At 42.1% G+C, this 13995-nt stretch carries 10 protein-coding genes and 2 pseudogenes; 3 read left to right on the forward strand and 9 right to left on the reverse strand.

Going from position 1 to position 13995, the window contains the following annotated elements:
• A partial coding sequence (locus BUB11_RS09325; RefSeq protein WP_159436921.1) for a cell wall-binding repeat-containing protein occupies nt 1-2084 on the reverse strand: 2084 nt, incomplete at its 3' end.
• 410 nt (nt 2085-2494) lie between these two features.
• On the opposite strand from BUB11_RS09325, the gene BUB11_RS09330 reads away from it, so the two are divergent.
• Entirely contained in the window at nt 2495-3220 is a 726-nt protein-coding gene (locus BUB11_RS09330) for a LytR/AlgR family response regulator transcription factor (protein WP_073029495.1), read from the forward strand.
• A 146-nt stretch (nt 3221-3366) separates the two neighbouring features.
• Nucleotides 3367-3459: pseudogene (locus BUB11_RS28755) on the forward strand (DUF255 domain-containing protein); the annotation flags it as partial.
• A 151-nt stretch (nt 3460-3610) separates the two neighbouring features.
• Here the strand turns inward: BUB11_RS28755 and BUB11_RS09340 are convergent.
• From BUB11_RS09340 to BUB11_RS09355, 4 genes are all read right to left on the reverse strand, one after another.
• On the reverse strand, nt 3611-4063 hold the full coding sequence (locus BUB11_RS09340; RefSeq protein WP_084110228.1) for a hypothetical protein: 453 nt from the start codon (nt 4061-4063) through the stop codon (nt 3611-3613).
• A 56-nt stretch (nt 4064-4119) separates the two neighbouring features.
• The gene (locus BUB11_RS09345) at nt 4120-4311 is read right to left on the reverse strand and encodes a hypothetical protein (protein WP_073029497.1); all 192 of its coding nucleotides are present in this window, start codon (nt 4309-4311) and stop codon (nt 4120-4122) included.
• 291 nt (nt 4312-4602) lie between these two features.
• On the reverse strand, nt 4603-4803 hold the full coding sequence (locus BUB11_RS09350; protein WP_073029498.1) for a hypothetical protein: 201 nt from the start codon (nt 4801-4803) through the stop codon (nt 4603-4605).
• A gap of 127 nt (nt 4804-4930) precedes the next feature.
• The gene (locus BUB11_RS09355) at nt 4931-5365 is read right to left on the reverse strand and encodes an HTH domain-containing protein (protein ID WP_143187592.1); all 435 of its coding nucleotides are present in this window, start codon (nt 5363-5365) and stop codon (nt 4931-4933) included.
• Nucleotides 5366-5533: 168 nt separating this feature from the next.
• Here BUB11_RS09355 and BUB11_RS09365 point away from each other — a divergent pair.
• Nucleotides 5534-7657: pseudogene (locus tag BUB11_RS09365) on the forward strand (thioredoxin domain-containing protein).
• A gap of 201 nt (nt 7658-7858) precedes the next feature.
• Here the strand turns inward: BUB11_RS09365 and BUB11_RS09370 are convergent.
• The 4 genes from BUB11_RS09370 to BUB11_RS09385 form a co-directional block, all read right to left on the reverse strand.
• Nucleotides 7859-8926 (reverse strand): HD-GYP domain-containing protein, encoded by a 1068-nt coding sequence (locus BUB11_RS09370; protein ID WP_073029501.1) that lies wholly within the window; start codon nt 8924-8926, stop codon nt 7859-7861.
• 150 nt (nt 8927-9076) lie between these two features.
• Nucleotides 9077-10804: an adenine deaminase gene (ade, locus tag BUB11_RS09375; RefSeq protein WP_073029502.1), complete on the reverse strand. Its 1728-nt coding sequence runs from the start codon at nt 10802-10804 to the stop codon at nt 9077-9079.
• An 89-nt stretch (nt 10805-10893) separates the two neighbouring features.
• Nucleotides 10894-12225 (reverse strand): 5'-deoxyadenosine deaminase, encoded by a 1332-nt coding sequence (locus tag BUB11_RS09380; protein ID WP_073029503.1) that lies wholly within the window; start codon nt 12223-12225, stop codon nt 10894-10896.
• Nucleotides 12226-12512: 287 nt separating this feature from the next.
• Nucleotides 12513-13871, reverse strand: a complete 1359-nt coding sequence (locus BUB11_RS09385; protein ID WP_073029504.1) for an NCS2 family permease — start codon at nt 13869-13871, stop codon at nt 12513-12515.
• Between the last annotated feature and the right edge of the window lie 124 nt (nt 13872-13995).

The raw sequence follows: 13995 nt of genomic DNA on the forward strand, positions 1-13995 counted from the left end.
TTCACTGAGCCTGTTGCTGGCAATGGGTTTGTTAGTGCTCCTGTGATGTTCGATAAGTCAGCATTTGCTCCCTTTAGGTTTGCATCCACTAAGGCTGTTTTATCTGCTGCTACTTTTGCGGTGTCATTTAGTTCTACTGCACTCGTTGCTACACTGGTTACAGTGCCAGAGTAGCTTCCAATACCTGTTGCTACGACTTTAATGAATTTATCTACATCACCTCCAACAGGTGTGTATTTACTTACTGTTGCTCCACTTATGTCAGTATACGTTCCATCAATTGTGTCACATATTGTCCACTGATAACCTACTGTTGCAGCTGATGGTGTCAGTGCTCCCGCTGTTAATTCAACTCCGACCTGAGCGGTCCCGGTGATACTACCAATAGCAGTTACAGATATTTGCGAACTTCCACCGCCTCCGCCTCCGCCACCACCCCCAGATGGCGTTGAATTATTCGTTCCAGTCACCAGTGTACCACCGACCATCGCTGTCAGTCCGCTGGCTACCGTGGTCGTGTTAGTAGGTGTCCGTTCTATAGTCACGCCATCGGTCTTAACATTTGCTGCGGTAATCTGACCTTGGCCAGTAATATTGGATGCTGCATTTGCATTCAGCGTGGTAATGCTGCTGCCAGTGGGCAGGTTGATACTTGCCCCGCTCGCTTCAACGTTTACTTGCGCGAATGCTCCAATGAAGGTGACTTGAACGCCTTCAGGAATGGCTACATTCACAAAGCCGTTCCCGCTAGTTCCTGACTCTTCAAGTATTCCGTCGGATTCCATGCTGACTCCGGCGAGACTGGTGCTTCCTTGAGCGAGGAGGCGCACATTCCCACCATCGGGTACGTCCACGACGACAGTCTGACCGTTAAAGTTATACATGATGATGCTATTGGGTCCGCCACCATTAATGATGGTTTTCCCCTTCACTGTGACATCTCTTAGGGTGACGTTACCGTCTCCGATACTTCCGCCTAAGAGCAGGTCTCCTTCTATAATGGTATTCTTCAGGGTGACATCACGGGCACTGATGATGACACTGCCCTGGATGGTCTTGCTTCCCGTTTCCGGTCCATAGGTTCCTGCTGTGCTGTATTTCTCTTCTACAGGGATCTGTTCTTTTGCATTCACTATGCCTGTGAGAACAGCAGAAGGTACAACACTACTGCCACCCAGTCCGAAGACTTTGCTGGAAAGTTTGAGTTTGGTTTGAAGGTAGTTTGCTGTTCCTGTCGGCATAGTCTTGTCGATCAGTACCAAGGGCGAAGATGATTTGGCTGCCAGGACTGCACCGGATAGCGCATCCGCGAAGTTGATGCCTGTGGCGACATAAATGTTGTCAAAGTTAAGTTCGCTAGCAAAGCTCTGCAGAATGGCTACATTGGTTGCATATCTGTCAATGCCTGCAAGTCTGGAGGGAGCTGGTACACCGTTGGCTACCTCATCACTGATCACAGCTGTCCCTCCGACCACATAGGTCTGAGTGATACTGTTGGTCCGGAAATAGTTGCCAACGCTTGCCGGTAAACTGTCTTTAGCTGTAAGTAAAATCGGCATCCCCAGCTTTGCTGCTATCCCTGAGATGGAAAGAGCATCCGGGAAGTCATTCCCCGGTGCGAGGACTACCTTGCTTGTAGTTCCGATCTTTTGAGCGATTTTAACAGATGTCTCATATCTGTCATAACCATAGAGCCGTTCTATGGTAGCTATCCCGTTTGCTTGTAAAGTGTCTTCGACGCTTTGGGCTATGGCACCTGACCCGCCAGCTATGAAAAGGTGTTTGACCCCTAGTCTTTTTAACTCCGTGAGAGTATCAGCATTCAGTTGCTTCGGTTGGGTCAGAAGGATAGGTCCTCCATATTTCTGGGCTAACGGCGCGGCACAAAGGGCATCCGCGAAGTCATCTCCTCTGGCCAATACCGCATAGTCTGAGGTCTCCCAACCTTTCTGGGCTACCGCTACGGCTGTTTTATACCGGTCTACTCCGGCGATCCTGTCTTTTGCTGTCCCTGCTCCCGAGCCTACTTCTGCGGATAGGGCAATGACCGGGGTTATAAAGACCTGTGTTAATAAAAAAATCATAACTAGTGGCCACACAAAGTATTTTCTTCCTTTAATAATCACTCGTAACTTCCTCTCTATGTTGTACTTTATGAGTGCAGGTGCTTTTTATCTGACATCTCTTCTTTAGCCTACCTTTTTACCATATCATAGAATATTTGAACCAAGTTACCCTCTTCATGAACTGTATGTTTTTCGTTATGAAATGTAGAAGATCTTATCGAAAAATCAAATTTGAGCTTTACAAAATCTCACATACTATATTTTAATGCTATAATTAAGTGATCTTTATTATGTAATCTAGCCTGTGGTTTAAGTTGAAAGACTTCGTATTCTATTCAAGAATAAAAGGGTACAACAAAAAAGCCCTCATAAGAAGGACAATCTTGCTTTTGTCCCTTTGAGCACAGCGAAAGGAATGGCACTTTTTTATGCTACAAATTGCAATATGCGATGACAATAACTCCGAATTATTACAAATAAAACAAATCGTAGAGAAGTTTAAAGCTTCTCATAGCTCTAAATACAACATTAAATGCGAAACCTTTTCGAGCAGCTTGGATTTGCTTATGTCAATGGAAAATGGTTTAAGCTACGATCTTTTAATTTTAGATGTTGTAATGCCTTTGATGACGGGTATTGAGGTTGCAACAGAGATTAGAAAGAAAAACAACCTTTCTAAAATAATATTTTTAACCTCATCACGCGAGTTTGCCGTAGATTCTTACAACGTAGATGCTTTTTATTATCTTCTAAAGCCAATCATAGAAGAAGGGCTTATACCCATTTTAGAAAAGGCTTGTGCTGATATTGCAGTTGAAAAAGAAAAAGGAATCCTTGTAAAATGTAAAACGTGTTTAACTAAAATTTTATTACATAACCTTGAATATACCGAGGTTTTAGGGCGAACATTATTCTTTCACTTAACAAGTGGTGAAGTTTTGGAAAGCTATGGTACGATGAGCCAGCTCGAAAACGACTTGCTAAGGGACAAACGGTTTATAAAACCCCACCGCTCTTACATTGTGAATATGGACTGCATTCATCGCCTTACCGATAAAGCAATAATCACCTTTTCAGATAAGCCTATTCCAATCTCCAGAGAACTCTTTAAGAATATTAAACAGGCATATATTGATTATTCCTTTAATGGATGAAAAAAACCAGGATGAAATTAAAATACCCTCCCTGCGTCTAACAACGAGGGAGGGTATACTTCACTTTATGCTTTTCTTACTGTCTAGTTAACTACGAGAATTGTTGCTCACTGGATCTTTGACAAGAACGGCGATGATGTCGAGTTGCAAACAATCCTGTTGACTGGTTTCCTTGGGGAGATGAAGCGTTTCGAAAAGCCAAATCGGAAAATAAGCCTGTTTTCTTATCCATTGGGTACAGCTGACTTTGGTGTCGATTAAGCACCTGCCACTGGTGTCACGTAACCTATTAACTGCAAAACCCAAGGGCATTTATACCCCTGGGTCTTATCTTGCAAAGCAAATATTATCTGTTCTAATTTATATCTGAATCGTAATGGTTTAATAAACTCAAACCAAAAATCGTATCATTTGAACATATTCATCTTCTTGTAAGTAAACAAAGCCATTATTTCCATAAAAGCTGATAAGCTTTTCCCTATTAGCACATTCAATCAATATAATTCTCCCGCCTACGTATTTAACAGCCTGTATCACAAGGGGGAAAACATATTTCTCAAGTATTTCCTTACCTTCTATGTCTTTATGATAAAGCTCATTTTTGCCGAGCTGTCCAAGCAAATAGACTGAGGTATCCTCTATTTTGTTTGACAGCCCATCAATTTTCTTAATTCGAGTTTTAGAAAGTGAATTATCTAACTTAAGAGACTTTAGTGCCAAACTAAAATATGCCAATATTCTAAAATTTCCATCATCCAAGGAATCTTCATCAACTATTAAAAAAGTCCTGCTTTTTGAAATCTGTTCAAATAAAGTAGCTTTGGTGGCTAGAAAAGACTGCACATCTGGGTCTTTGGTGCATACAAAAGTGGATAAAATAGCGTGAGTCTCATCTACTCCTACTTCTGATAAGAGTTCTTCGAGCGAGATGAGAACCTTTTTAATGCGTTTTTACCTCTTTTAAATTCTTGTGAAATGTCAACAGTAGAATAAGAGCTAGCCATAACAGGAGACTCTAGCCCTTTTACGATAACATCCACAGCCGTTTTATCTTTTACTATTATTTTTCTATCGAAAGAAGCCGTAGCCATTTTCTTTCACCTCTTTTAGATAATACCCAGCTTGCATCTTCAGTATAGCATTTTAACTGATTTTATATCAATATATTTCTTGAAAGCGTTGACTCTTGCCTTCTGTAATATGTTTTTGGCACTTTCGAGTGAGTCAACGGATATTTAGTACCCAACAATTTATAAAGTTCCGCTCCAATTGTTTCCATATATTCACTCGCAAGCAACTTGACCACCTCCTTGCCCCCTTGAAATAATGAATTGGGAAAAAGGCTTTTCAGAAAGCGAAGACAGAGAATAAACCTGTTATCATTAATTTTCTTCTTGTTCTAAGTAACGTAAGACTTTACTTTCAATCGATTTTAATACATCGCGAGAGATGTTGAAGTGCGAACACAATTGTTCTAATGTCATAGGCACAGATTCTATACCATGCCTTGCCTTGAAAATAGTTCTTTCGCTGTTGTTTAGGCATTTTTCCATTGCATTAATAATTTTATTATTATCATACACCTAGCTACACCTCCTGTATCAGCTCTCTTTATTTCGGGTTATCCCAACGAGAGCCATCCGATTTGTACTAATGAGTTTAAGAATTAGCAAAGCATGTTCTATAAAAATACCCTCAAAATAAGAATATTTATTTCTTAAAAAGATAATGCAACATCATACTAGCGGTTGCTAACTTGTATTTCTTTTCAAAGTCAATCGAAGTAGTATCATTCATAAAGTCTTCAATATCCTGTTTTTCTAGTCCAGCATAAAGCGATATAGTTTCTAACTCAAGTCCGAAAATTTGTATAAGTAAATCAATGACACCCTTAATTCTCTCATCCTCGCTAATTGTTTGTATTCCCTCGGATAAGAAAGTAATTAAATTCAATAAAAGAAATTGCTTTTCACGCGGCAAATCGAGTAATTCTTTGTTTCCGTTTATATAATCTGAAAGCCAATTAATATCAATTTCAGTTACTTTATTTAAAGTGTTTAATGTAATTTTGTATTCTTTAATGGCTATTAATAACTTTTCCCTGAATATATCATCGTGTCCTAAAGCAATCCTTATTCTTTGCATTGTGGCTCTCCTTTTCTGTTCCCACCATACTCGTATAATTTGTGCATCTTTTATATTATAATGAATATTACACAAAATGTAATTATGCCCAATATCCACTAATGCGTTAGTTAAGTATTGTTTGGGTATATTAACTGCGGAAATAGCAAAAAAGGAGGTGTTGCCCATATGACTATTATGAATAAACCCAATAGACTATCCAAGGAAAAATCACCTTATTTACTTCAACATGCAAATAATCCTGTTGATTGGTTTCCTTGGGGAAAAGAAGCGTTTGATAAAGCCAAAGCTGAGAACAAACCGATTTTCCTTTCTATTGGGTATTCCTAATTGGTAATATTTTCCACTTGTCACTGGTGTCACGTTATGGAACGGGAATCCTTCGAGGACAACGAAATTGCCGCCTTACTCAATCGCTACTTTGTCTCCATCAAAGTGGATCGTGAAGAGCGCCCGGATGTTGATCATTTGTACATGGCCTTCTGTCAGGCTTTAACCGGTTCAGGGGGTTGGCCGCTTACGATTATGATGACACCCGAGAAAAAGCCGTTTTTTGCGGGTACATATTTCCCCAAAACAGAGCGCTACGGATATAAAGGTATGATGGAACTTTTAGAACAAGTAGGGACTCTCTGGGCAACGGACGAGGAGAAACTACGAAAATCAGCGGATCAAATTGTAGCTGCAGTCCATTCAGGGCGTTCACTGCCCGATAAAACCACCACCCCTATTTCAGACCTCAAGGACAGTTCAGAGTCTTTTAAATCGTGGGGAAATGAAGTAGTCTCTAAAGCATACTCCACCTTAGCCCAAAGCTTTGACTCACGTCACGGAGGATTTGGACAAGTTCCAAAATTCCCCACCCCCCATACCCTAACCTTCCTGCTTCGCTATGCAGAGGATCATCCTCAGGACAAAGCCCTGGAAATCGTCCGGAAAACTCTCGATGGAATGGCTCTTGGTGGAATATATGATCATGTCGGATTCGGATTTGCAAGATATAGTACGGATGATAAATGGTTAGTTCCTCATTTCGAGAAAATGCTCTACGATAATTCCTTACTGGCTTTAGCTTACTTAGAAAGTTATCAAGTTTCCCATTTTCCAAAAGATGCTCAGATTGCGCAGGAAATTTTCACTTATGTACTTCGAGACATGACCTCCCCTGAAGGCGGGTTCTATTCTGCGGAAGATGCTGACGCCGAGGGGGAAGAAGGAAAATTCCACGTCTGGACTCCCCAAGAGGTTGAAGCTGTTCTTGACAAGGAGACAGCCGCTAAATATTGTGCCGTTTTCGACATAACACCTAAAGGAAACTTTGAGGGGAAGAATATTCCCAACCTTTTATTAGGAAATATCAAGAAAGTGGCTCAGGATAACTCTTTATCAGAGGAAGAGGTTCTGCAGTCCCTAGAAAATCCACGCCAAGCTCTCTTTGCAGAACGGGAAAAACGAATCCATCCTCACAAGGATGATAAGATTTTAACTGCTTGGAACGGGTTAATGATTGCTGCCTTGGCAAAAGGGGCTCAAGTTCTTGGCAGTAATACTTATCTGGAAGCTGCTGAAAAAGCCACAACTTTCATCCTTACCCAGTTACGACGCAGGGATGGTCGTCTGATGGCACGCTACCGAGAGGGCGATACAGCCTACCTGGGTTACCTGGATGATTATGCGTTCTTGATTTGGGGCCTGCTGGAACTTTACTCGGCTAATGGTAAACCCCATATACTCCAAACCGCACTTCAACTTCAAGAGGAACAGGATCGTCTCTTTTTCGATGACGAAGGCGGCGGATATTATCTCACTGGTTCAGACGCTGAAGAACTCCTCTTCCGTCCAAAAGAAAGCTATGACGGAGCTCTGCCTTCCGGTAACTCGATAACCGCTCTCAACCTGCTTCGACTCGCTCGATTCACTGGCGATGAGCGCTGGGAACGAAAAGCGGAACAACAGCTTCTCGATTTTAGATCGGTTCTAGAGGAACACCCCTCAGGGTATACAGCTTTTTTGCAAGCTCTTCAATTTGCCCTTCACCCTTCTCAGGAATTAATTCTGGCGGGTTCTCTCAACTCAAAAGAACTCCCAGAAATGCGCCAGCTTTTCTTTTCTACATTTCGCCCCTTCGCTTCGGTTCTCTACCAAGAGGGAAGTCTCAGTGACACTGTACCCTGGATTAAGGATTACCCCCTGGATCCAAGTCAAGTAACAGCTTATTTATGTGAAAACTTCACATGTCAAACACCTGTTCATCAGGTCGAAGAATTCAGAACACTTTTGGAAAACTCCTAATATCTAAAAGGGATGGGGCCGTAACGAAACTTGAGATTTTTTCAAGCTGGTGGTGCCCTATCCCAAAATAGAGGACTGTACACCTTTTAAGGTGAACAGTCCTCTAATATATAAGGGGATTACAAATAAAGCAGGAATGTAATAAACTGAAAAACAAGTTTCGTTACATCCCCTTCCTCTTTTAAAAAGGAATACCAATATTTAGCGATTATCTACTGTAGTAATCATAAGAGAAGGATATTCTGCCAGATTATAATCAATCGGAGAGTCAAGCTCCTCTTCATTCTCGTAGAATACCCTGACAAAGGGGCGATTTGGGAAAGCGTGGTTCTGTTTTACAACGTTTCCTCTTTGTCCATTACTTAAGAGAACACCTGAACCGGAGGGATAAACCGCAATATGTTTCTTGAAAATTTCTAAGGTTTGTGGACAAAAGTGGGTATCTGATTGGGAAACTATATATTCATAGGCCGCATTCGGCTCCAGGGCCTTGCGATAAACCCGTTTACTGGTCAGAGCTTCATATACATCGGCAACCGCCGCCAGTCTGGCATATTCATGTATTTCGTATCCTTTAAGACCTCTCGGATAACCCGTGCCATCCCATTTTTCTTGATGTTGAAAGGCTACGTGTGCCGACAGCAAACCAAAATCATTGTTTTTACGCAAAATGTTAAACCCGTCTGTGGTGTGCCGTTTAATCTCCTCAAATTCTTCATCTGTCAGTGGGGTTTTCTTATTGAGAATATTCTCTGGAATTAAGATCTTACCGATATCATGCATGAGAATTCCCATGCCAAACTCAATCAATTTCTGTTCAGAATATCCTGATGCGATACCTAAGACAAGTCCAATTATCGTTGTATTAATCGAATGGTGAAAGGTATAATCATCATACCCTAGAATCTCTGTCAAATTTCCCAAGATGTCTGTACTAAACAATAGATCATTAATCATTTGCTGAACAGACGATCGCACATCAGCCACCACTAAGGTGCTTTCCTGACCACTTTCAATATATCTGCTGACATTTTTAATTGTTTTATAAGCAGCTTCACGAGTTTGCCCGGTAATTGACATATGAAATTCTACATCTTCTAATCGATCATCCTCAATAAAAAGGACATCATACCCCATAGCTATTAGTCGTTCAATATAGGAAGCCGTCACGCGAACCCCAACCTGTAATAGAATCCTACCTGAAGAGTTGATCACAGGACGTGCTAAGACTGATCCTTCCTTAACATAACGAGTATTTACCAAACGCATGAACTTTCACCCTATCCAAATTTGTGCCTTTCCGGTCCTAAAAGTTTACTTCGTCAAAAATTACTAAAAACCTTTTATAAATAGTGATATATCAATAATTTTTCCCTTTAGTCCCATGAGATTTCGATATCTCGACAATTAACTCTATTTTTACACAACAACCTTAGTTAATTGGAACTTTTCTACGTCAACCAAACCCAAATCCGTTAGCTTTAGTTCAGGAATCACCGGTAAGGAAAGAAAGGCTAGGGTCATAAAAGGATCTACCCTTTCACTAATCCCCAAACTAACCGCCTTCACATGCAACTGACTGAGGATTTGTGCAACCTCTTCGGCGCCCTGAGCTGTCATAAGCCCAGCTATCGGTAAAGGAAGCTTTCCTATCACCTGACTTCCATCTACAAGACAAAGCCCGCCCCCCATCTCAACACAGGTCATAATTGCCAGGTTCATCTCCTCATCGCTCATTCCCACGACAACTAGGTTATGTGAATCATGAGCAACGGTTGAAGCGATAGCCCCTTTTGTTAATCCCAGACCTTCGACAAATCCAACCCCAATATTTCCTGTTTTATGATGACGTTCAAGCACAGCAAGTTTAGCTATACCCTGGGCTGGGTCTGGATGAATAAGGCCATAACTAACTGGCAGTTCTCGAATTAAGGCAGATGTTACTAGAGAATGTTCTTGAACTCCGATAACTTTAACCCGAGCATTCGACGATCTTGATTCTTTGTCTGTATAAACTTTGAGCTTAGATGGGGACCAGTCCCCAATATGTATACTTTCAGTGAGTCCTGCAACACTCAAGGGTGGGAATTTAGGTCGCACTCCGTTTCCACTTTGTTTTATGCCGCGCCAATAGACTTCATTAATCTTAAACTCATTTAAATCATCCAGAATGACAAAATCCGCCTGATATCCAGGTGCTACGGCACCTAAATGAGAGAGTCCGATTGCACGAGCCGCATTGATCGTCGCCATTTGAATTACTTGGACAGGGTCCATTCCTGCCTTAATTGCCAGACGAACCAGATGATCGATGCTTCCTTCCTGGACAAGATCCCTCGGATGACGGTCATCTGTCACCAGAAGACATTGTCCTGCATTTTGGGAAGTCACTGCAGGCAAAAGATCCAAGAGGTTTTTTGCAGCACTTCCCTCACGAAGCATCACGTGGAAACCCCGCCGCAAACGCTCTCTAACCTCTTCAACTGTTGAGCATTCATGTTCTGTATGTATTCCCGCCAAATAATAGGCGTTCAAATCCTGAGGAGATATTCCTGGAGCATGCCCATCAAAAAAGGACACAGGAAGTTTCAGCTTCTCTACCATATCCGATTCGGCTTGGATCACTCCCAAATAATCCATAACCTCGCCTAAACCAATGACTTTAGGATGATCAACGAATTCTAATAAATCCTTTGCTCCGAGACGAGCCCCTGAAGTCTCCAAATCTGTTGCCGGAACACAAGAAGGAAGTGCGACAAAGGTGTTAAAAGGTAACCCTTCAACACTATCGAGGATATATTGGATTCCTTGCCCCCCTAAAACATTAGCAATTTCATGGGGGTCTACAACAGCAGTTGTTACTCCATGAGAAAGAAGAAGCGAACAAAACTCCTCCGGACAAAGATGGGAGCTTTCAATATGGACATGCCCGTCAATCAGTCCAGGGACAACATACTTACCGGATAAATCCAGTACCCTCTCTGCTTCCTCGAACCTTCCAATACCAACAAAGTTACCTTGATGAACCCCTATATCTGTTTCATGGATTTCTCCTGAGAAGACATTAACTAACTTAGCGCGTTTTAGAACCAAGTCAATCTTAACTAGCCCCCTGGCTTCATCCATTCTTTGCTTAAAGCTCAACATCTACTTCACACTCCATTCATACAGATACTGAGAAAAGCTTGGCTGACGCCAAGCCTTTCAGGGGCAAGGGGGACGGTTCGAGGGCTGTGTTAAACAAGTCCTACTCTTTGCATTACACGATTCAAACTCTTCGTAGAGCTAACCTTAAGCTTCGGCACATCAATCGTTAACAAGTGCCGATCTTTCATCACTATTTGCCCATCCACCATTGTGAGTCGCACGTCGGAGGAAACAGCCTGGTATACCAATTGTGAATAAACATCAACATGCTCAATCGGCCATGTGTGTAATCCTTGCAGGCTAACCACTGCTATATCCGCTTTTTTCCCAACTTCCAGACTTCCCAGATCATGTTCATGTCCGATGGCCCGAGCACCGCCAAGAGTGGCCAGTTCAAAGACCTCGCGCGCCGGCATGACCGTCGGTCCGTGTAAAGGTTTCTGAATCAGGGCAGCGTGACGCATTTCTCGGAATCCGTCTAAGTTATTGCCGCAGGGTGCCCCGTCTGCGCTTAGGGAAACCTCTGCACCGCGTTTCATAAGTTCTGGAATCGGAGCAATCCCCGAGGCCAGCTTCAAATTCGAAGAGGGGCAATGTGAAATCCTCGTCTTGGTCCGGACCAGAATTTCCTTTTCTGCCTCATCTAGCCAGATGCAATGAGCCAATATTAGTTTTGGCCCAGTTAGGCCCACTTTATCCAAATAAATGATATTGCGCATTCCTCGCGTACTCTCTACAAGTTGGATTTCCGAGCGATTTTCCGAAGCATGTGTATGCACAAAAGCATTTTTTTCACGGGCAATCTTAGAAACTTCTTTTAATAATGAATCGGTGCAGGAAATAACGAAGCGGGGCGTAAACGCAACTTCGAGTCGTCCATTTCCTTTACCGTGATATTTCTCAAGTAAATCGACACTTTCTTGCAAAGACTCTTCCGTCTTCTCTTGCAAGGAAGGTGGAATATCTCCATTGCAGTCATCCATCATAACCTTCCCGCTCAGGGCTCTTAAGCCACTGGCAAGGATAGCCTCAAAAGCATGTTCAGTATGATGCACAGTCTCCATGTCCACAATCGTCGTTGTACCACCAAGGAATAACTCGCCAATACCTAATAAAGCAGAATCATATAAGGATTCCGGATCATGTCCGCCTTCCAGCGGCCAAATTCTTAGCTTCAGCCAATCTAAAAGTTCTAAATCGTCAGCCTGACCTCGAAATAATGTCTGGCACAAATGGATGTGAGTCTGAATTAAGCCTGGAATTATTAAATCGCCATTAAGCTCAATTACTTGATCTGCAGGTTGTTCGATGACACCACCAACTGCTGCGATCTCAGACCCATCTACAAGCAGATCCCCCTGAATGATCTCACGCCCAGCATTCATTGTTACAATATTCCCATTTTTAAAGAGAATACGCATCCTATTCCCATCCTTTCCCTTCTTGCGAAGGCGCTCTTCGCCGACCGACGCCATGCATTAGGTTATCTAGGCAACTCTATTGTATGCGATATCTGAATTCTAGATTTAGAGATTCTTATTAAAATAACTAATCCCGACATATATCTGGCATACAAATTTAAATTTCGCTACAGCCCCAGATAAGATTAACTATACTTTATATATGGCATAAATTCCACCAGTGTTTCCCAATCATGGAGAGATGTGTTTCAGCCACATCTCTCCAAACCATACTGGGCAGATTAATGTCATCCGATAATAAAGTGAATGATAAAGAGAATTGTTAAGATATAAGTGACTGCGTTATTTTCACTGTGTCTTCCTGTAATCAGTTTAATAATCGTGTAGGACATAAATCCAAACGCAAGACCTTGAGCAATAGAGAAGGTTAGAGGCATCATAACAATTGTCATAAAGGCTGGTAATGCCTCTGTAAAGTCTTCGAAATTAATTTGTGTTACTTCGCTCATCATCAAGACACCCACGAGAATAAGGACAGGTGCTGTGGCTTGTCCCGGAATCAAACCGACAAGAGGAGCAAAAATCAGGGAGATGGCAAAAAGACCTGCGACAGTAACTGCTGTCAATCCACTTTTACCACCTTCTGCTACACCGGAAGCACTTTCAATATAGGAAGTTACTGTAGGCGTTCCCACGACCGCGCCGAACATAGTTCCCACTGAATCCGCCATTAAAGCTTTACCAGCACGGGGCAAGTTCCCGTTTTTATCTAAAAGGCCCGCTTTTCGAGATACTCCAAGCAGAGTACCGATATTGTCAAACAAGTCAACGAACGTAAAAGCAAAGAGAATCGAAATGAAACCATAACTTATTGCTCCCATAATATCAAGTTGGAAAGCGACCGGTGCAATTGCTGCCAAAGGATTGGAAGTTGAAATGAAACTGGATATTCCAGTTGGGAACGGAGAGACACCCATTATCATGCTAAATAAGGTCGTAACAGCGATCCCGATTAACAAACCACCTTTAATGTTCTTAGCCATCATCCAGCCCGTAACGATCAACCCGAATACGGTGACAAGGACACCAGATGACTTCATATCGCCCAAAGCGACAAACGTTGCTGGGTCAGCAACAATTAGACCACCGTTTTTAAGTCCAATAAAAGCAATAAATAAGCCTATCCCTACCCCAATAGAGAGTCGCAAGACCGGAGGTACACCCTCGATGATCCATTCCCGAACTTTTGTCACCGTCATAAGGAAAAAAACAAATCCTGAAATAAAGACTGCTCCGAGTGCAGTTTGCCAACTAAGTCCCATACCAAGTACAACAGCATACGTAAAGAATGCATTTAACCCCATTCCAGGTGCTAAGGCGATGGGGTAGTTAGCATACAAGCCCATAATTAGTGTGCCGACTGCAGCCGCAATAGCCGTAGCTGCAAATGTGGCAGCCACTGGCATGCCGGCATCTTTCAAAATATTAGGATTGACGAATAAAATATAGGCCATCGTAACAAACGTGGTTATTCCTGCTAATACTTCCGTTCGAACATTTGTCCCTAATTCGTTGAGATGAAAAAATTTTTCTAAAAAGCCTTCGGGTTGATCTGATGGATTCTTCTTATTTGTAACGGTTGACATGGACAGCCCTCCCATTAAAATAATTTCCTTATGCTATTTTCAGGTAGTTTAAGCTAAATTTACTAAATTTATTAAACTTTGTTGTAATGAAACATAACTCTCAACGGCTATCAATGCCTTGACT

Source organism: Desulfosporosinus lacus DSM 15449 (assembly GCF_900129935.1).
GTDB lineage: Bacteria > Bacillota > Desulfitobacteriia > Desulfitobacteriales > Desulfitobacteriaceae > Desulfosporosinus > Desulfosporosinus lacus.

Coding starts and splice junctions, on each gene's coding strand:
- BUB11_RS09330 (WP_073029495.1), top strand. CDS start 2,495: ATGCTACAAATTGCAATATGCGATGACAATAACTCCGAATTATTACAA.
- BUB11_RS09345 (WP_073029497.1), bottom strand. CDS start 4,311: ATGGCTACGGCTTCTTTCGATAGAAAAATAATAGTAAAAGATAAAACG.
- BUB11_RS09355 (WP_143187592.1), bottom strand. CDS start 5,365: ATGCAAAGAATAAGGATTGCTTTAGGACACGATGATATATTCAGGGAA.
- BUB11_RS09370 (WP_073029501.1), bottom strand. CDS start 8,926: ATGCGTTTGGTAAATACTCGTTATGTTAAGGAAGGATCAGTCTTAGCA.
- ade (WP_073029502.1), bottom strand. CDS start 10,804: ATGTTGAGCTTTAAGCAAAGAATGGATGAAGCCAGGGGGCTAGTTAAG.
- BUB11_RS09380 (WP_073029503.1), bottom strand. CDS start 12,225: ATGCGTATTCTCTTTAAAAATGGGAATATTGTAACAATGAATGCTGGG.
- BUB11_RS09385 (WP_073029504.1), bottom strand. CDS start 13,871: ATGTCAACCGTTACAAATAAGAAGAATCCATCAGATCAACCCGAAGGC.